Annotated in this window: 9 protein-coding genes and 1 pseudogene; 7 read left to right on the plus strand and 3 right to left on the minus strand. The window is 59.3% G+C overall.

Annotation, left to right across the window (positions count from 1 at the left end):
* Positions 1 to 45: 45 nt before the first annotated feature.
* The 3 genes and pseudogenes from AK821_RS11975 to AK821_RS30915 all read right to left on the minus strand — a co-directional run.
* Positions 46 to 1,638, minus strand: coding sequence for a DHA2 family efflux MFS transporter permease subunit (locus AK821_RS11975; RefSeq protein ID WP_064389830.1), 1,593 nt, complete (start codon positions 1,636 to 1,638; stop codon positions 46 to 48).
* Complete coding sequence (locus AK821_RS11980) at positions 1,635 to 2,744, minus strand: HlyD family secretion protein (protein ID WP_064389831.1); 1,110 nt, start codon at positions 2,742 to 2,744, stop codon at positions 1,635 to 1,637. The genes AK821_RS11975 and AK821_RS11980 overlap by 4 nt, the downstream gene beginning before the upstream one ends.
* A 138-nt stretch (positions 2,745 to 2,882) precedes the next feature.
* Positions 2,883 to 3,022, minus strand: a pseudogene (locus AK821_RS30915) (AraC family transcriptional regulator); the annotation flags it as partial.
* A 232-nt stretch (positions 3,023 to 3,254) separates the two neighbouring features.
* Between AK821_RS30915 and AK821_RS11985 the strand changes: the two are divergent.
* The 7 genes from AK821_RS11985 to AK821_RS12015 all read left to right on the plus strand — a co-directional run bounded on the left by AK821_RS11985 (position 3,255) and on the right by AK821_RS12015 (position 19,558).
* On the plus strand, positions 3,255 to 4,982 hold the full coding sequence (locus AK821_RS11985) for a ShlB/FhaC/HecB family hemolysin secretion/activation protein (RefSeq protein ID WP_064389832.1): 1,728 nt from the start codon (positions 3,255 to 3,257) through the stop codon (positions 4,980 to 4,982).
* Between the two features lie 113 nt (positions 4,983 to 5,095).
* Positions 5,096 to 9,562, plus strand: coding sequence for a hemagglutinin repeat-containing protein (locus tag AK821_RS11990; protein WP_064389833.1), 4,467 nt, complete (start codon positions 5,096 to 5,098; stop codon positions 9,560 to 9,562).
* 572 nt (positions 9,563 to 10,134) lie between these two features.
* Positions 10,135 to 10,971, plus strand: coding sequence for a hypothetical protein (locus tag AK821_RS11995; protein WP_177330948.1), 837 nt, complete (start codon positions 10,135 to 10,137; stop codon positions 10,969 to 10,971).
* On the plus strand, positions 10,949 to 15,328 hold the full coding sequence (locus AK821_RS12000) for an AAA family ATPase (protein ID WP_064389834.1): 4,380 nt from the start codon (positions 10,949 to 10,951) through the stop codon (positions 15,326 to 15,328). Before AK821_RS11995 ends, AK821_RS12000 begins: the two co-directional genes overlap by 23 nt.
* Before the next feature lie 141 nt (positions 15,329 to 15,469).
* Positions 15,470 to 15,961 carry a sigma-70 family RNA polymerase sigma factor gene (locus tag AK821_RS12005; protein WP_064389835.1) on the plus strand — a complete coding sequence of 164 codons (492 nt, stop codon included), beginning with the start codon at positions 15,470 to 15,472 and terminating at the stop codon, positions 15,959 to 15,961.
* A gap of 88 nt (positions 15,962 to 16,049) precedes the next feature.
* A complete protein-coding gene (locus AK821_RS12010; protein WP_064389836.1) occupies positions 16,050 to 17,033 on the plus strand; it encodes a FecR family protein in 984 nt (327 codons plus the stop codon).
* A 98-nt stretch (positions 17,034 to 17,131) separates the two neighbouring features.
* The gene (locus AK821_RS12015; RefSeq protein WP_064389837.1) at positions 17,132 to 19,558 is read left to right on the plus strand and encodes a TonB-dependent siderophore receptor; all 2,427 of its coding nucleotides are present in this window, start codon (positions 17,132 to 17,134) and stop codon (positions 19,556 to 19,558) included.
* Positions 19,559 to 19,613 lie beyond the last annotated feature (55 nt).

The following is a 19,613-nucleotide window of genomic DNA, read 5'->3' on the forward strand; positions in this document are numbered from 1 at the left end:
TCAAAAGATCGCAGCCTGCGGCAGCTCCTACAGGGGGAAGGTGGGTCAGTGGGCATCCGCACTTGGCGCGGTCGGTGGCTGCACCTTGCGCATCAAGGGCACCATCGCCGTGGCGATGACGAAGCACACCATGATCATCAGGAAAGTGTCACCGTAGGTCTGCGTTTGCGCCTCGCGGTAGGTCAACAGCCATAACTGGTGCAGGCTGGCGGTGACGCCGACGTCACCGCTCTGGCCCAGTGTCGCGAGGTTGCCACCGACCTGCGCCAGCCATTGATTCAGCGCCTCATTGCTGCTGTTCAAATGTTCGGCCAAGCGGGTGAAGTGCAGGTTGGTGCGGTCATTGAGAATGGTCGCGCACGCCGCAATACCAATCGCCCCGCCCAGATTGCGCATCAGGTTGAACAACCCCGACGCATGCTTCAACCGTGCCGGTGCCAATCCCCCCAAGGTCAGCGCCACCGCCGGCGGCACTGCCAGTTGCTGGGCAATCCCGCGCAACGCTTGCGGCAGCATCAACTCGCCGGCACCCCAGTCGTGGGTGATCGGGCTGAACTCCCACATCGACACTGCGAACAAACCCAGACCGATCATCATGATCCAGCGCAGGTCCATGCGATTGGCCAGAAAGGCATACAGCGGAATCGCCATGATCTGGAACACGCCAGTGGAGAAAACCGCCAGACCAATGTCCAGTGCGCTGTAGCCGCGCACCCGGCCGAGAAACAGCGGCGTCAGGTAAATCGTCGCGAACAGGCCGATGCCGGTAACGAATGAAAAGAAGCAGCCGAGGGCGAAATTGCGATCCTTCAAGGCGCGCAGATCGACGATCGGATTGGCCACGTGCAAGGTGCGGCCGATGAAGGCCAATCCCGCGAGGCCGCTGATCCACGCCGTGGTGAGAATGGTCTGGTCGCTGAACCAGTTCCAGCGCGGGCCTTCTTCGAGGGTGTATTCCAGACAGCCGAGAAACAGCGCGAGAAACACCATGCTCAAATAATCCGCGCCCTTGAGCAGCGACAGTTCCGGCTGGTCGATTTTCACCAGCATCGGCACTGCCACAGCAACGAAAATCCCCGGTACCAGGTTGATATAGAACAGCCAGTGCCACGAGGAAATATCAGTGATCCAGCCGCCGATCACCGGTCCCAAGGTTGGCGCCAGCGAAGCGACTGCGCCAATGGTCGCCGCAGCAATCACCCGTTGTTTGCCGGTGAAGAAAAAGAACGCCGTGGTGAACACCAGCGGAATCATCGAACCGCCGAGAAAACCTTGCAGGGCACGGAAGGCGATCATGCTCTGGATGTTCCAGGCGATGCCGCAGAGCAGGCTGGCAAGAGTGAAACCGACCGCCGAAGCGCAGAACAGCCAGCGCGTCGAGAACACCCGCGACAGCCAGCCCGATAAGGGAATCACGATGATTTCGGCAATCAGGTAGCTGGTCTGCACCCACGCAGTTTCGTCGGTGCCGGCGGACAGCCCACCGCCGATATCGCGCAGCGACGCCGAGACGATCTGGATATCCAGCAGCGCGATAAACATGCCGATGCACATGGTCGCGAAGGCGAACACTTTGGTCGCGGTCGCCATGTCCGCCGCGTTGAACGGTTGCGCAGAGGCGGTGAGGGCGGTGCTCATCGCGCAACGGCCACGGCGCTGGTTTCCGGTTGCGCGCGGGTGTCGACTTCAGCGGTGACGGACAGGCCTGGACGCAAGTGCCCGAGGACGCCATCAGCCGGATCAAGGAGGATTCGCACCGGTACACGCTGGACGATTTTGGTGAAGTTACCGGTAGCGTTTTCCGGCGGCAGCACACTGAATTGCGAACCGGTGGCAGGGGCGAGGCTGTCGAGACGACCGTGGAATTCCTGACCCGACAGCACGTCGGCGCGGATGCTCACGCGTTGCCCTGGCCTCATCCGCGCCAGTTGGTCTTCCTTGAAATTGGCATCGACCCACAACCCGCTGGACGGGACCACCGACAGTTGCTGCGAACCGGCCTGCGCGTAGGCGCCAACCCGCGCGCGGCGGTTGCCGATCACCCCATCGACCGGCGCGCGCAGTTCGGTGTAGCCGAGATTCAGTTGCGCCAGATCACGTTCGGCGCGGGCTTGTTGAAGGGCGGCGCGGGCCTGTTGTTTCTGGGTGTCGATCACCGCGAGTTGGCGTTGCGCGGCGAGCAGTTCGGCCTGGGCGCGGGCGCTCAGGGCTTGCGCGGTTTTGAAGGTGGCGTCGGCACGTTGTGCGCTTTCCACGGACACAGCATTGGTGGTCACCAAGCGCTTGTAGCGCGCGTTGTCATCCCGCGAGCGCGCGGTTTCCGCGCCGGCGGCGTCGATGCCGGCGCGGGCCTGGCCGATCACCGCTTGTTGCAGTTGTTCGGTGGCGTCGAGGTTGGCCAGCAGCGCTTCTTCGGCGGCGACGGCACCTTCGGCTTTGGCGAGGTTGGCGCGATAGTCGCGGGCGTCGAGACGAATCAGCACGTCGCCAGCCTTGACGTGCTGGTTGTCGCTGACCAGCACTTCGTCGATGTAACCGGCGACTTTCGGCCCGATCACCGTGACATCGCCACCAATGTAGGCATCGTCGGTTTCTTCGAGAAAACGCCCGGCGCCCCACCAATGCACGACGTAGACCCCGGCGAAGATCAGCGCGAGCAATCCGCCGCCCGGCAGCAGCAAGCGTTTAAGCAGGGGCGGTCTGGTCTTAACCACAACAGGTTCGAGGGTGGGCATGCTGGTCATGGCGGATTACCTGATCATCGGGTCGTTATTACGGTTGTAATATGACGCAGGTAATATTTAGTCGCAAATGATTTCTGACGCCGATCGTCAGTTGCTCACTTGAGCCAGTGGCCCGGTGTACTGCCAGTCATGGCTTTGAACGCAGATTTGTTGCGGCAGCGTGGCGCTCAGTTCGGGGATCAGTAGATGGAGCGGTAATCGACACACTGCTGCATCACCGCGCGATGGCTGACACCCGGCGCAATCCACGCCGCCCGCGACGGCGGCAGCAGACACAATTACCTGCTGATCGGCGTCGGATTGCTGCTCGCAGGCGTCGCTCAAACCCTCGGGGAAACCCTGATAGCGGGTAGCGCCGTGGTGTTGCTGCTGACGATAAAGCCAGGCAAAGCAATTGTTTAAGAAGTGTAAGCGCTGTAGGAAGCGTCTTGCATTTGTGTAGGAGGGCTCCGACTATCACGATTATTGATAGGGTGGCATTACGCCATTTGATGATCGCAAGGAAGTTGCGTGCCGTTTTCGTTTCGCGCTGTTTTTCGTCGTTGTTCCACGCGTTGCCCGCTGTTGTCGGCCTTTGTGTTGAGTGTCTGTGCCTCCTCGCTTGAAGCTGCCGAACCTGTCGCGCCGGGCCAGGAAGTGTTGCGCCAGCAACAACAGCAACAGCGCGATCTGCAACAACTGCAACTGGAACAACGCAAACGTCAACTGGAGCGCGGAGCTTTCGGGTCGGCGCCAGCGACCCCTGCGCTCGCACCAACCGTTACCCCTGATGAACGTTGCTGGCCGTTGAGCGGCACGCGCATCGGTGGCGTCACGCTGATCGACAGCGACAAACTCAATGCACGCATCCAACCGTTGCTGGCGCCGTGCATGGGCGTCAGGCAGATCAATCATCTGCTCGCGACGATCACTGCGATCTACGTGGAAAAGGGCTACATCGCCAGCCGCCCGTATCTGCTCAGCGCACCGGTGGCGGGGCAATCACTGGATATTCGTGTTGACGAAGGCTACATCGAGTCCATCGAGCTGGCCGATCAGAGTTTGCCTGTGTCCCTTGGCGGTGCGTTCCCGAACATGCTCGGCGAACCGCTGAACCTTCGCGATCTGGAGCAGGGCCTCGATCAATTGAATCGGCTGCGCTCGGTAGACCTCACCGCCGACATCGCCCCTGGCAGTGAGCCCGGCGCCTCGCGGATCATCCTGCGCTCGCGCAGCGCTGCGCCGTCACGCTGGGCCTTGAATGCCGGTATCGACAACCTCGGCAGCGCCAGCACCGGACGTGACCGCGACGCCGTCAGCCTGAGCCTCGACAGCCCGCTGGAGCTCAACGATTTATTGAGCCTCAGCGCCAGCGACACACTCAATCGGGGCGACCGCTACAGTCGCAATGCCAGCCTGTATTACGCGATTCCTTACGGTTACTGGACCTACAGCGCGTTCGCCAGCCACGCCGAATATCGCGCGCCGTTCAAGTTGCCCAGCGTGACCTTTCACAGCCGCGGCATCACCGATCAGGTCAGCCTGCGTGCGGACCGCGTGTTGTGGCGCGACCAGAGTCGCCAGCTCAGCGCCAACCTGCAATTGGCACACAAGGATGTCGACAGCTATCTGGAAAACATCCGGTTGGGCATTCAGAGTCCGACCCTGACCGTGGCCGAAGCCGGACTCAATCTGTTCTGGCTCGACCGCGCGGTGTGGAACCTCGACATCAACTACGCCCAGGGTTTGCGCTGGTTCGGTGCCGATGACGACTCCCGGCAATCGGTCAATAACCTGCCCAAGGCACAGTTTCGCAAGTACCGCGCCAGCCTCAGTCAATGGCGCAATGGTCAGTGCGGCGCGCAGGCGTGGCAGTGGCAGAGCCAGCTTAACGTGCAGTACAGCCCGGACCCGCTACCGGCCATCGAACAGTTGCTCGGCACCGACGATTCGGCAGTGCGCGGTTATCGCGTCAGCAGTGCCTCGGGTGCCAGCGGTACGATCTGGCGCAACACCCTGCGCCTGCCGCTGCGCAGCGAATGGCCAATACAGATCACCCCGCGAATGGGCCTCGACAACGGCTGGATCAAAGCCGATCACGGCGCCCACGGGCAACGCCTCAGTGGCGCCAGCCTCGGTCTGAATCTGGGCTGGAAAAACCTGCAAGTGGACGTCGATTACCAACGTGCCCTCAACACCCCCGACGGTCTGCAGCACGAGCCGCAAACCTGGCTGATGCGTGTCGGGGTGCAGATATGACCGCGACCTGAATCGATAACGCAGTGAACCAACAGCCGTCGGAACTGAGCGCGTCAGCCACGGCCAAGATTAAAACGCGCGACGTGATGCCGTACTCACATGGAGACGTTTTTATGCCAGCACACACCTTTGCATTTCATCTTTCGCCTCGGGGCAAATTGCGCTGGGCAATCGCCAGCCTGTTCTTCGCCGTGCACCTGCCGAACGCGATCGCCGGCGGCGTCGTGGTCGCGCCGGGACCGGGCGGCACCGCGCAATTGCAAACCCAGGGCGGTGTGCCCATCGTCAACATCGTCGCGCCCAACGGTTCGGGCCTGTCGCATAACCAGTTCCTCGACTACAACGTCGACCGTCAGGGCCTTGTGCTGAACAACGCCTTGCAGGCCGGGCAATCGCAGCTGGCCGGGCAACTGGCGGCCAACCCGCAACTGCAGGGGCAAGCGGCGAGCGTGATCCTCAACGAAGTGATCAGCCGTAATCCGTCCGCGATCAACGGCGCGCAGGAGATCTTCGGCCGTGCCGCCGATTACGTGCTGGCCAACCCTAACGGCATCTCGGTCAATGGCGGCAGTTTCATCAACACGCCGAACGCCAACCTGGTGGTCGGTCGTCCGGAGCTGATCGACGGCAAACTGCAAAGCCTGAACACCCGCGACGCCAGCGGTCAGTTGCAGATTCAGGGCGGCGGCCTGCGTAACGCTGAGGGCTCGATCAACCTGATTGCCCCGCGTATCGACAGCCAGGGCGCGATTAGTGCTCGCGATAGCCTCAACCTCACGGTCGGACGCAATCAGGTCGATTACGCCAGTGGCCAAGTGAAAACCGTAGACCCGGCGGGCAACACTGCCGACGGACGCATCGACGCCAGCCTGTTCGGCGCCATGCAGGCCGGACGGATCAATATCGTCAGCACCGCCGAAGGTGCCGGCGTGCGCGTAGGTGCGGTGCAGGTCGCCGGACGCGATGGCGTGCAGATTCGTTCTGCCGGCGACCTCACGGTCAGCGGTGAAGCGCTGGCCAACAGCCTCGATGTCACCCGCGCCGGTATCCGTAGCAGTCACGGCGATGTCGGCCTGCACAGCGGCAAAGACCTGACCCTGGCCGCCACCGACGTCAGCGGCCGTGACGTGATTGCCGAGGCCAGACGCAACCTCACCCTGACCACGGTCGAAAGCCGCAAGCTTCAGGAAAAGCGTGAAAGCTGGAACAACAGCACCATCGGCATCACCTGGGAAACCTACGACCGCACCCAGACCGATAGCGAAACCCGCCAGCATGGCAGTCAGATCGCTGCCAGCCGCGACGCCAGACTGTCGTCCGGCAAAGACACCGAACTGAAAGCCGCCAAGGTCGAAGCGGCGAAAAATCTCAGTGTGCAAAGTGGCGGCGATCTGCGCCTGAGCGCCGCCACCGAAAGCCATACCCAGACCGATCAGGGCAACCATCGCAAGCATCTGTGGAAAGCCGACTGGAACAACAGCAGCGAAGAACAGCGCAATATCACCAGCCAGTTGAAGGCCGGCAATATCGCCCTGCAAACTGCCGCATTGTTGCGCTCCGAAGGCGCTGAACTGACCAGTAGCGGCGACCTGCAACTGGCCGGCAAACAAGTCGAAATCACCACTGCCACGCGGACTGATCGCAGCAGCGACACTGGCTATTCCGGTGACCTGGTCGGTGGCGGTTTCTTCGGCAAGACCGGCGATGCCGACAAGGGACAGAACCAGCATCAGGGCAGCAAAATCAACGCCGCCGGCAAGCTGATCGTCAAGGCTGACGACGTGCGCATCAGCGGCAGTCAAGTGCGCGGCGGCAGCGACGCCAGTGTGATCAGCGACAAGGGTTCGCTGGTGATCGATGGCGTACAGGACACCCGCCACAGCAACAATCACGACAAAGACAGCAAGTTCTTCGGTATCAGCAAAGACGAGTCGCGGCAGAACAGCAATGACAGCACCACGGTGCGCAGCGAACTGGTGTCCGACAGCAACCTCAAACTCAAGAGCGCCAAAGACCTTGCAGTGGCAGGCTCGACGGTCAAGGCAGGCGGTGCGTTAACGGCCGACGCGGCGGGGAATGTCAATGTGCATTCCGCACAAAACACTCACGACAGCAGTGCGATCACTGAAACGCGTGGCTTTGATGCCTACGCCAAAGAGCAGACGCCAGAGCAATATCGTGCCGGCGTTCACTACGAAGCCAAACAGCAGACAGTGACCAGCACCGACGTCACTCAGCAAGCCTCCAGCCTCAGCGGTGGCAGCGTGCAGGTGAAGGCGGGCGGTGACGTCACGCTCAAAGGCGCACAGGTGAAATCCACGGCGGGTGATACCACGCTGAGTGGCAAGAACGTCTCGTTGCTGGCCGAACAGGACAGCCACAAAACCAGCTCTGACACATCCAGCACCGGCGGCGGTTTCTACTACACCGGCGGTCTTGATCGCGCGGGCAGTGGCGTCGATTTCGCCCACAGCAGCGTGCAAGACTCGACCGGCAAAAGCACGGCGCAAACCACTGACCTGCAGAGCAGCGGTGGCCTGAGCATCAATGCCGAAAAACTCGCCACCGAAGGTGCACAACTGCAGGCAGGCAACGGTCTGCAGGTTGTCGCCAATGCAGTCGACAACCGCGCGGCCAGCAACAGCGACAGCAGCACCCACGCCGAGAGCAACTGGTCGGCGGACATCGGCGCCAATGTCGAGTACAAAGACATCGCCCGACCGATTGCCGGTGTGGTCAAAGAGGTCTTGAACGGCAAGGTGCCGGACAAGGATGCTTTGGCCAATCTCGGTCAGCCGAATGTCGGTATCGACGTCGCGATCGGTCATGGCAGCGCGACTAAAACCGAGCAGACCAACAACGCCGTGGTCAGCCGTTTTGATGGCGGCAACGTCGAAGTGAAAGTCGCCGGCACATTGCATGACCAAGGCAGCCAGTACAACGCCAGTGCCGGCACAGTGAACATCAGCGCCGACACACTGGTCGCCGATGCTGTCAGCAACACCCACAGCAGCACTGATAACGCCGTGGATGCCAAGGTCGATGTACGCGTCTACACCAAGACCGGTGAAGACGTGAACGTCGCCGGCAGTGGCGCGGGTGGCAGTCGCACTTCGAGCAAAGACAGTTCCACTGCGGTGGTCGGCGGTTATGCCGGCAGTCAGGGCGTGAACATCAAAACCGCTGGCGATGCACAATTCGCCGGCAGCCGTTTCGATGGCGGAGAGGGGGGCGTGAACATCCACAGCGGTGGTGATCTGGCGCTGAACCTGGCCAATGATCGCCAGCACAGCAGCGACAGCAACCTGCGCGGCAATGGCTCGTTGACGGTCGGCACCTTGCCGGGCACTGACGGTACCAACGTCGATCTCGGCGCCGGCTTCCAACTCGATCACAGCGGCAAGCAAACTACTGACACTCAGGCGCACGTGGCAAGCATCAGCGGCAACGGCGTGCAGTTGAGCAGCGCTGGCAATCAGGTCCAGCAAGGCACGAAAATCGACAGCAGCGGCGCCATCGATTTGCACGCCGAAGGCAAACTCGATCTGCAAGCAGCCAGCGATACCCACATCGCTTCCGGCAGCAATCTCGGCGGTGGACTGAAGGGCGGCGGCAGCAAGAGCAGCAGCGAGAAGAGCAGTGATCAGGGCGCAAATCTGAGCGCCAACTTCAACATCGGTCGAGTCAATGAGAACGCGCAGACCCTGACCGGTGGTCAGCTCAACAGTCAGCGCGCAATCGCCTTGAGCGGCGATTCGGTGCACCTGCAAGGCACGCAAGTCAGCGCGCCAAACGTCAGCATCGACGCGCAGAAGGGCGGTTACGTGCAGGAGTCGGCGCAGTCCACCGATAACCGCAACAACTGGAACGTCGCGCTGAACGCCGGCGGCAATCTGAGCAAAAGCACGCCCACCGCTGCCGACGAAAAGGCCAGCAGCGATCACGGTTTTAATGCCGGGGCCAAGGTCGCTGTCGATTATCAGCAAGGCACCACGCAGCAGAACAGCCAGATCAAGGCTGACACAGTGCTGTTGAACAGTGCGGGTGACGCACAACTGGCGGGCGCGCGCATCGACGCGAACCATGTCAGCGGCAAGGTCGCCGGTGATCTGACCGTCGAGAGCCGTCAGGACTCGCAAACCCAGGCCAAGGTCGATGTCGATCTGGGCCTGACCGCGAAGAAAACCCCAGCCGATGACAAAGGGAAACTTGCCGGCACCGACTACAAGCCAACGCTGAAAGCGCAGGGCGAATATGCGCACAAGGACAGTGTTGCGCAGGCTTCCGGCATCAGCGCCAGCCAAGGGGTCAACCTTGCCGTCGGCGGCGCCACGCAATTGACCGGCGCGCGGATCACCTCGTCAGAAGCCAAAGTCGATCTCGGCGCTTCGAAGGTCAGCAGCAGCGACTTGAGCAACCGTGACTACGGCGTCAAAGCCGGTCTCGACCTGCCGCATAAAACCGAGGAAAACGCACCGAAGGTCTCCCTTGAAAACGGCAATCTGAAAATCGGGCCGGTTACCCTCAGCGGTCATCTGGACAGCCAGACCCTGCAAGCGGGCATCGACGAAAAAGGCTGATCCCCAGCGCAAAACCCTGTAGGAGCGAGCCTGCTCGCGAAGGCGTCAGTTCAGTCAGCGAAATGCCTGACTGATATGGCGCTTTTGCGAGCAGGCTCGTTCCTGTTTTTTTGCTCGAAGTACAACGGCGGGGGCCGTCGTTTCGCGTCTGGCTCCTCGTAAATGCACGAGTGATAGGCGGACAGCTCCACGCCACCGCTGGTACCTTACCGCTCTTCAATCAACCGATTGCCGCGATGCCGGCAGACGTTGTGAAACCGTGGATCTGGCACTAGCGGTTGTGCGCAACGACCATGCATTGGTCGAACAGATCAGTGACCACAAACTGCCAAAGCCGGTACGTTCTTCACGTGTGGGATCTAAACCAGGGCGAGGGGGCAGTGATGGGGTTGATGAACTGCGGCCGGTAGGACGAGGAAAATATCAAAGCCGCGAAGGCCTGCGTAAATGACCGGGCGCGAGTAAAGTCGGTAAGATGTTGTTAATGCCCAATGGCCACTAGTCGCGCTTCGGGTTTCCATGGATGGCTTCAGGACTCTGAGTGCCAAGTGTCAAAAGGTAATGGGTGAACAATGGCAACGATCATTGGTGTGCACGGCATCGGGCATCAGTTCAGTGGTGAACATTCATTGGGTGAGCAGTGGCTTCCGGCGATCAAGGATGGTCTCGCGCGTGCCGGACGAGAGTTGCCTGACGAGGTGACCTTCAAATGTGCCTTCTACGGGGACTTGTTTCGGCCAAAGGGTAAAGGTGCGATACCGCCCTACGGCGCCAAGGATGTCGATGCCTGGGAGGCGCAACTGCTCAAGGCATGGTGGGAGGAGGCGGCTAGAATTGATCCCGCTGTTCGCGCACCTGACGAGACTACCAAAGCGGGTCTGGTGACGTTCGTCCAGCGCGGTCTCAATGCGTTGACACGATCAAAATTTTTTTCCGGTCAGTTGGAGAAAATGATGATCAGTGATTTGAAGCAGGTCTATCGATACTTCCATGAAGATTCAATCCGTCAGGCCGCTCGTGACAGCATTGAAAAGTGGATGAATGACGATACGCGGGTGATTGTTGCCCATTCTTTGGGCTCAGTGGTTGCCTACGAGGCTTTATGCGCAAACCCTCAGTGGCCCGTCCAGCACTTGATTACATTGGGTTCGCCACTGGGCATCCGTAATCTGATTTTCGATGCCCTGCAACCCGCACCGCAACGTGAGCTTGGTGCATGGCCAGGCAACGTACAGCACTGGACCAATATTTCAGACAGCGGTGATGTAGTGGCCTTGACGAAAAAACTTGAGCCCTTGTTCATGCCGCGAATTGTCGATGTAAGCGTCGCCAATGGTATGAAAGTCCACGATGCGAGCCGCTACCTCACGACCCGGGAGGTGGGAGATGCCATCGCAGCCGCTATCTGACAGTTATCGACGTCGTTTGCTTGCCACTGGCACTAGTCAATTCGATAACCATGCAACGCTGTCTCGGGTTCCGGACGAGGTTGAAACAATCAAGTCGGCCTTCGGTGCATTGCACTATGAGGTCGTTCCGGCAGAACTTGATATGGATCCCCGAGAACTGCAGGATCTTATTTTCCAAGCTTGTGCAGACTGCACTGAAAACGATTTGCTGGTGCTCTACTACACGGGCCACGGTGAAAGTGACAACCAACTCTATTTATTGTCCCGTGAGTCACAGCAGGCGGCAGAGGATCACCCAGGGCTGGCGGTAAAAGTTGTCGATCTGGCACAGATTCTGATCAAGACCAGAGCAGCGCAGGTTCTCTTGATCCTTGATGTCTGTTATGCCGGCACGGGAGCTGGTGATTTTCTCAGAATAGCGGCCGATCTGATCAGGCAGCAGCCCTCCTTGAGTCCGGCCTATGTAATCGCGGCCACGCGATCGCGAGATGAGGCGGATGAGGGTGCCTTGAGCGAGGCGTTGGCTAAAGCGTTGGCTAATCCCGATGGTCAGTTCGGCGGTGCTACGCAGCGCTACCTGGCCATGGATGAAGTGATGGAGGCGATCAGAGAATATCTCGCCGAACGCTTTCCCAAGCAGGAAGCTCAATTGGCGGGTGCAAGCCTGAAAGGTCGTTGCCTGTTGTTCCCTAATCCCCAGTACCGCCCTCATATCGGCCCAGGCCTGGATCTGGCCAGCCAGCGAGTGTTTGATGAACATTGGTTACCCAAAGCCGGAGGGGTCGAAGGTGGGTGGGTCGGGAGCTATTTCACCGGTCGTCATCGCGCGCTGCGACAAATAGGAGAATGGCTCGCACAGGTCGATACTCATGGGCGCGCTCTGGTAGTGACCGGTGGCCCGGGAACAGGCAAATCAGCATTGTTGGGGCGCATCGTTTCGCAGTCCGAGCCGCGTTTTCGCGATCAGGTGATTGCAGTTGATGGATCTTCATTGGACGCTGCTGACGTAATACCTGAAGGCATCGTCGATATCGCCATACATGCCCGGCACAAACTGTTGAGCGAGGTATTGAGCGAGATCGCGGACAAGCTGGATCTGTCGGATCGTGACTTGCCATCGGTGCTTGAATCACTGGAAAAATGCGGCAGAAAAACGGTGATTGTCATTGATGCTCTGGATGAAGCAGCCGACAGCCAGACTATTTTGCAGCAGCTGTTGTTGCCATTGGCGGCATTCAAGCATGTCTTTCTGTTAGTGGGAACTCGTCCCGACGCTACTTCATTGCAACAGCGTTTTGAGGGGTTTGGGCCAGATACTGTGGAAGTCAATCTCGAACATTCGCTGCATACGGAGCCCGGCGAGGTGGTGTTGTACGTCGAGCGACGGCTGTTAGCCAGCGAAGAACCACGGCGCTTTACGCCCTATCGCAAGCATCCCGAAATCGCTCGAAAGGTTGCCGAGGCTGTGGCCCAGCGAGCGAAGAACGTATTTCTGGTGGCACATACCGTCGCACTCAGGCTGTTCAAGATGGGCAAAATGGTCGACACGAGTCGCCCTGACTGGATGGATCATCTATCAACCGAGTTGGCTGACGCATTCAATCAGTACCTGGCCCCCTTGGAAGAGGGTAAGGACGGGCTGAATATCGCCACCGCCCGCGCGGTTTTGCTGGCTTTGGCGTTTGCCGAAGGTGAAGGCTTACCGTGGGCTGATTTATGGCGTTCAGCGGCCAGTGCCTTGAGCGGTCAGGCGATCACCGATGCGGATATCATTGCCGTGCGCAAATTTGCGGCGCCCTTTATTGTGGAGTCCATGGAGAGCGATCGGTCGGTTTATCGGCTTTACCATGAGCAGTTGGCAGAGCATCTGCTCGAAAGTGATGGCCAGGCCCCGGCCCTGTCACGCCACTTGTGGCAAGCATTGCTGGCCTGTGTACCTGCAAATTCCGAGGGGCGTCATGACTGGCTGCGTGCTCACCCTTATCTGAAACGTCATGCCGCAAGCTTTGCAGTCAAGGCGGGCATGTTACAGGCGCTCCTCGACGAACCGGCATTTCTGGTGGCCAGCGATCCGGCTATCTTGCGCCGTTATCTCAACCCTCAGTCGTCTCTCGCTCAGCCAATGGTTCAGGCCTATTTGCGAGCCTTTGGAGCTTTGCGGGAGTTGCCCGAAGCAGAGCGTCGATCCTACCTCGCACTGACATCCCTGCAGAACGGGATTGAAGAGTCAGTCCCCTTGCCGGGCGAGGAGCGTTCTCGGTGGATGCCACTCTGGGCGACCTGGAATTCGCCTGAAGGCAACAGCGTGCTGGTTTCGCGAGATTCACGAGTGACCGCATTGAGTCTTGGTCAGTGGGATGGCCGTACTCAGGTGGCACTGGTCGGGCGCGAGGATGGATTGATTGAAGTCTTTCAGCTCGACAATGGCAGGCAGTTGGCGGCTTGGCAGCCCATTGTGGGCAGCTGGATTTCACACTTGGCAATCATCGCAACGCCAAGCGGTGAAGTATTGGTTGCGAGTGGGGGGGAGGGTTGGCTGGCGACAACGAATCTTCGAACCAAGCGCGATATTTATGTCCCTTTCTCTGAGCAGAACGGTCGCATCACTGCGTTGACGGTATGCCAGCAAGGCGATCGCTTTCTGTGTGTAAGTGCTCATGAGCGAAAGCTTGCACGTACCAGCTTAGATGACAGAGTTGAGCTAGAAGGTGATCTACGAGTCTGGGATTTGACTGACCTCGGCCTGATTCATCACAGAGTCGCTGCTTCACGCGCCCGGATTCTGGCTGTGGCGATTGTTTTTACGTCCGACGGTCTTCGAATTCTGTCAGCAGGCGATAGTTTCTTCGATGGCGTGCGATGTGCCAGAACCCTGAAAATGTGGAAGCTTGATCTGGAGTTTCTGTGGCAAATACCTGCCACGATCGAAAGCGAATGTATTTCATCTATCCGCCTGCGCATGGTGGATGGTGCTACGTATGCGATAACCAACGATTTTTTCCGACCACCTCGAATTTGGCAAGTCCGGTCTGAAGAAATCATTCTTGTCTATTGCGCTCCGGATGATAAACGAGGGGCTTGGCTGTGTGAGTCACAAGCTTCAAAAATTCTTTATCTGCTGGCTGAGGACGGAACAATTGAAAGCCAGATCATTGAAGTAGCCAATCCTGTCGAAATCTCCTCAACGTTGACATCGGTCACGCGCATCGATGGCTACTGGACGGAGCAGTTCCGTACCGACAGCTTCAACTTGGGCACAAGTCATTTTTATCTGAGTAGTAACGCGGGCTCAGTCAATATGTGGAGCTTTGGGGACGTGCAATCGCCGGCGCGCGCTCTGCAGGAAGGACAATTTTTTCCAGGCCACGTCAAATGCATGTTCATGGACCCTATCGTGTCCAACTCGATTTACTGCGGTACCGACGCCGGAGAGGTCGTGGCGATCGATGAGACGAGCGGCAACCTGACCTGGACGTGTGGAATCATTCCGAATCAACGAATCCACGCAATTACCGGTTATGTGGATGAAGGAAAACTGCTGCTGGTCGTCGCCATTCGGGGGGCTATCTGTCTGGTTCCGGCAGGAGGTCAACTAGAATTCTCGGCGGTCATTCAGGCAGGCGATGATGTAACTCAGGTGCAAGTCGTCTGGATCGACGACGAACCGATGGTTGTGGCTTCGGTATGTGAAGCCAACGTGAACGCCGTTCGCATCTGGAGTCTGCGTTCAAAACTGGAGATCAATACTCTTCGCAATGAGTTTGGAGCCAAGTGGAACTATCAGCTCAGTTACGGCGAAGAAGACAAGCCCATCATGGGACTGGTTTGTCTTGCTGGCGATGATGCCGCGCGAATTGTTTTCGCCAGCAAGTATTCGCAGATCATGGTCGCGCAGCATCCGGTTCCACCCGCTGAAATGCCCAGGCTTTCACTGTTTGATACTTGGCGCATACCAGGTAGCGGCATAGCCGCAGTGCTTTCTCTGGCGCAAAGCATGGATGGTGAGTTGATCGCTGCCGGTACTGATTCAGGTCGAATTGCCTTGTGGCATTACCCAAGCGGCGAACGTCTGGCGTGCCAATCAGGCACTCACCTCAATGGGCGCATTCAGGCCTTGGCATTCTGCGATGCCAGCCCATCGCCACTTTTAGCATCAGGGGGGGAGGACGGTGTAGTCCGATTCTGGGATGGCGAATTGAATGCCCTGTTTCAAATCAGTATCAACTCACCGATTCGGGGAATCCGCTTCACCGCAATGGCCTGCATGGTTGTAGCGACCCATAACGGATTAGTGATGATCGCTCTTGATGAACAGATGCAGGTGGCATCTGCGGACCGTAATCCGGGAGGCAGTTGACGCGGTAACGTAATCGTTATTTTCAGCTGAAGGGTAACCGGCGGCCATTGCTAGATCAGTGGGCAGAGGAATCCATTGCTTCGCCTTAATAGGAAGCATTACTATTCACGCCCCTTTCCTCAGCACACCACCCATACCCCCATGCGTCCCCGCAGACCCGGCTTTTTCGAGCATTACGAAGAGTTGATCGGCACCTGGACTCGTCGCCTGCGCAATCGCGCGCAGGCCGAGGATCTGGCGCACGACACCTTTGTGCGGGTGCTTGAGTCGGATTCGGCGGCGGTGCAGCAACCACGGGCGTATTTGCATCAGACCGCGCGCAATATCGCCGTCGATGGTTATCGGCGTGAGGATCGGCGCGGCGCCATGGAGTCGGAGGCGCTCGATCACAGTGCGTCGTCGTCCGGCGACCCGGAGCATTACATGCATGCGATCCAGCTGGCCGATTCCATCGAGCGCGCGCTTTGCGAGTTGCCGGTCAATTGCCGGAAGATTTTTGTCTGGCAGAAGATCGAAGGCCTGACCCAGGCGGAAATTGCCGAACGCCTGGGCCTGTCCAAGAACATGGTCGAAAAGTATATGATCCGCACCCTGCGGCATCTGCGTGATCGACTGGACGGGTTGCAGTCGTGATGGGGTGTGCCGTTGAAAAGATCGCAGCCTTCGGCAGCTCCTGCAGGGGGCTGTGTGTCTTTATATTCTCGGCCGGACAGGACATTCCATGATGGAGACTGGTGATTGCGCGTGCGGGCAAACAACGGTGCGTGATGACGCGGCGCGCTGGTTTGTGCGTTTGCAGGAGCCGACCGTTGATGTCGACGAGCAGCAGCGCTTTGACGCCTGGCTCAATGAACATCCGCAACACCGTGACGAGTTTCAGTTGTTGCAGGGGCTGTGGACGGCCGCTGATTTGCTGCCGGCGCCACGCCTGAAAGCGCTGGTCGAGGCGCCGCCGAGTCGCCGCGAACGCCACCCATTGATGCGTTATGCCGTGGCCGCCAGTGTGCTGGCGGTAGCGCTCGGGCTCGGCTTGTTCAGCGGATTGAATCACCCGCAGGGGTACAGCGCCGAGTTCACCACGGCGTTGGGCGAGCGCAAGCATGTGGCGCTGCCGGACGGTTCGCTGATCGATATGAACAGTCGCAGCCGCTTGCAGGTGCGCTATGAAAAGGATCGCCGGGTGATCGAACTGAGCGAAGGCGAGGCGATGTTCAGCGTCGAGCATGACACGTCGCGACCGTTTGTGGTTGAGGCTGGCAGCGGCAAAGTCACCGTTACCGGCACACGTTTCGATGTTCGTCGCGACGTCACGCAAACCCGCGTGACGGTGGAGCAGGGCACGGTGAAAGTGCAGGGGCGCAATGCTCCGGACAACCAATTCATCAGCCTGACCGCCGGCCTCGGCAGCTTTATCGATGCGCAAGGCAACGTCGCGGCAGCCTATGCGGTCAACCCGGCCGAACTGACCGCGTGGCGCAGCGGCAAACTGGTGTTCAACGACGCCAGCCTCAGCGAAGTCGCGGCAGAAGTGTCGCGTTATCGCGAGCAACCGTTGACCGTCAGCAACCCTGCGGTCGCCAGCCTGCGCCTGACCAGCGTGTTCAAATCCGACAACACCGACGCCTTGCTCAAAGCCCTGCCGAACATCTTGCCAGTGGCTGTTCGCACGCATGCCGATGGCAGTCAGGAAATAATTTCAAAATAAAATTCAGGTTTTTTTCGAGTTCATCGTCTTCCTGTTCAACTGCAACTGGTTTGCATTAACAGCCGCACACTCTTGCGATCCACAGGACTACGTTCGACGTGAAAAACACCACTGCCAACAACAAAAAATCCCCTTGGTTACCGCTGGCCCTCGCGCTGGCGGTCAATGCTGCGATGCCGCTGGCGTTTGCCGGTGAAGCGATTCATATCCGCGCCCAGCCGCTGGGCCAGGCCTTGAGTGAGCTGGGCCAGCAAACCTCGCTGCAAGTGTTTTTCAGTCCTGATCTGGTTGCCGGCAAACAGGCCCCGGCGGTCGAGGGCGACATCTCGCCGGAGCAGGCGCTGCGCCAGTTGCTGCAAGGCAGTGGGCTGGATTATCAGATCAACGAAGGTTCGGTGACCTTGTCGCCCGCGGCAACTTCCGCCGCCAGCAATGGCCCGCTGGAGCTGGGTGTGACCGACATCAAGGTGGTTGGTGACTGGCTCGGTGATGCCAACGCCGCTGTGGTGCAGAATCACCCTGGCGCGCGTACGGTGATTCGCCGCGAAGCGATGGTCGAGCAAGGCGCAATGAACGTCAGCGACGTGCTCAAGCGTGTGCCGGGCGTGCAGGTGCAGGACTCCAACGGCACTGGCGGCAGTGATATTTCCCTCAACGTCGGCGTGCGCGGTCTGACGTCGCGTCTGTCGCCACGCTCCACCGTGCTGATCGACGGTGTACCTGCCGCGTTCGCACCGTATGGCCAACCGCAATTGTCGATGGCGCCGATCTCCTCGGGCAACCTCGACAGCATCGACGTCGTGCGCGGCGCCGGTTCCGTGCGTTATGGGCCGCAAAACGTCGGTGGCGTGATCAACTTCGTGACCCGTGCGATTCCGGAAAAAGCCACCGGTGAAATCGGCACCACCCTGGAGACCACGCAGTACGGTGGCTGGAAACACATCGACAGCGCGTTCCTCGGCGGCACTGCGGACAACGGCATGGGCGTGGCGTTGTTGTACTCGGGCGTCAACGGCAACGGTTACCGCGAGCGCAACAACGGCAACGACATCGACGACGTGCTGCTCAAGACCCACTGGGCGCCAACCGATCAGGACGATTTCAGCCTCAACTTCCACTACTACGACGCCAGCGCCGACATGCCCGGCGGCCTGACGCAAAAGCAGTACGACGATAAACCCTACGATTCGGTGCGTGACTACGACCAGTTCAGCGGTCGACGCAAGGACGTGTCGTTCAAATGGATCCGGCAGATCGATGAGCGCACTCAGGCGGAGATTCTGACGTACTACACCGACAGTTTTCGCGGCAGCACCATCGCTGCACGCGATCAGAAAACCCTCAGTTCCTATCCGCGTTCGTACTACACGCTGGGCATCGAGCCACGGGTATCGCGCGTCTTCGATGTCGGCCCGACCACGCAGGAAGTCAGCGTCGGTTATCGCTACCTGAAAGAGGCGATGCACGAGCAGTCGAGTCGTCTGGCGCTGGTCAACAACCAGCCGGTGGTGACGCCGACGTCCGACGGTCACGTATTCCAGGATCGCACCGGCGGCACCGAGGCCAACTCGGTCTACGTCGACAACAAAATCGATGTCGGCAACTGGACGATCACGCCGGGCATTCGCTTCGAACACATCAGCACCGACTGGCACGATCGCGCCGTGCTCGATACCGCCGGCAAACGCGTGCCGGAGAAAAATCGCAGTATCGAAAGCAACGAACCGCTGCCGGCGCTGAGCGTGATGTATCACCTGTCGGACGCATGGAAACTGTTTGCCAACTATGAAACCTCGTTTGGCAGCCTGCAGTATTTCCAGCTGGGTCAGGGCGGATCGGGGGACAACACTGCCAACGGCCTGGAGCCGGAAAAGGCCAAGACCTACGAAATCGGCACGCGCTACAACGATGACGTGTGGGGCGGTGAAGTGACGCTGTTCTACATCGACTTCGATGACGAACTGCAATACATCAGCAACGACGTCGGCTGGACCAACCTCGGCGCGACCAAACACCAGGGCATCGAAGCCTCGGTGCATTACGACATGGCTGCGCTCGATCCGCGTCTTGACGGTCTGACCGCCAATGCCGGTCTGACTTACACCCGTGCGACTTATGAAGGCGAGATTGCGGGCTTCAAGGGCCGTGATCTGCCGTTCTATTCGCGCCAGGTGGCAACCGTCGGTTTGCGTTACGACATTGACCGCTGGACCTACAACCTCGACGGTTTCGCCCAGTCGAAACAGCGTTCGCCCGGCACGGGAGTGAATGCCGATGGCAGCTTCAATGGCAACTACATCACCGAGGGTACGGCGGATGGGCAGTACGGCGACATTCCGGGTTACGTGACCTGGAACGTACGCGGGGGTTATGACTTCGGGCCGCAGGTGTCGAATCTGAAGCTCGGCGCCGGGGTGAAGAATATCTTCGACAAGCAGTACTTCACCCGCTCCAGCGATAACAACTCGGGGATGTATGTCGGCGCGCCAAGGACGTTTTTTGTGCAGGCCAGCGTTGGGTTTTGATAAAGCGCGGCGTCTTCTTCGCGAGCAGGCTCGCTCCCACATGGATCACTGAAAC

Source organism: Pseudomonas sp. RIT-PI-r, assembly GCF_001297015.1.
GTDB lineage: Bacteria > Pseudomonadota > Gammaproteobacteria > Pseudomonadales > Pseudomonadaceae > Aquipseudomonas.

Coding starts and splice junctions, on each gene's coding strand:
- AK821_RS11975 (WP_064389830.1), bottom strand. CDS start 1,638: ATGAGCACCGCCCTCACCGCCTCTGCGCAACCGTTCAACGCGGCGGAC.
- AK821_RS11980 (WP_064389831.1), bottom strand. CDS start 2,744: ATGACCAGCATGCCCACCCTCGAACCTGTTGTGGTTAAGACCAGACCG.
- AK821_RS11990 (WP_064389833.1), top strand. CDS start 5,096: ATGCCAGCACACACCTTTGCATTTCATCTTTCGCCTCGGGGCAAATTG.
- AK821_RS11995 (WP_177330948.1), top strand. CDS start 10,135: ATGGCAACGATCATTGGTGTGCACGGCATCGGGCATCAGTTCAGTGGT.
- AK821_RS12000 (WP_064389834.1), top strand. CDS start 10,949: ATGCCATCGCAGCCGCTATCTGACAGTTATCGACGTCGTTTGCTTGCC.
- AK821_RS12005 (WP_064389835.1), top strand. CDS start 15,470: ATGCGTCCCCGCAGACCCGGCTTTTTCGAGCATTACGAAGAGTTGATC.
- AK821_RS12010 (WP_064389836.1), top strand. CDS start 16,050: ATGATGGAGACTGGTGATTGCGCGTGCGGGCAAACAACGGTGCGTGAT.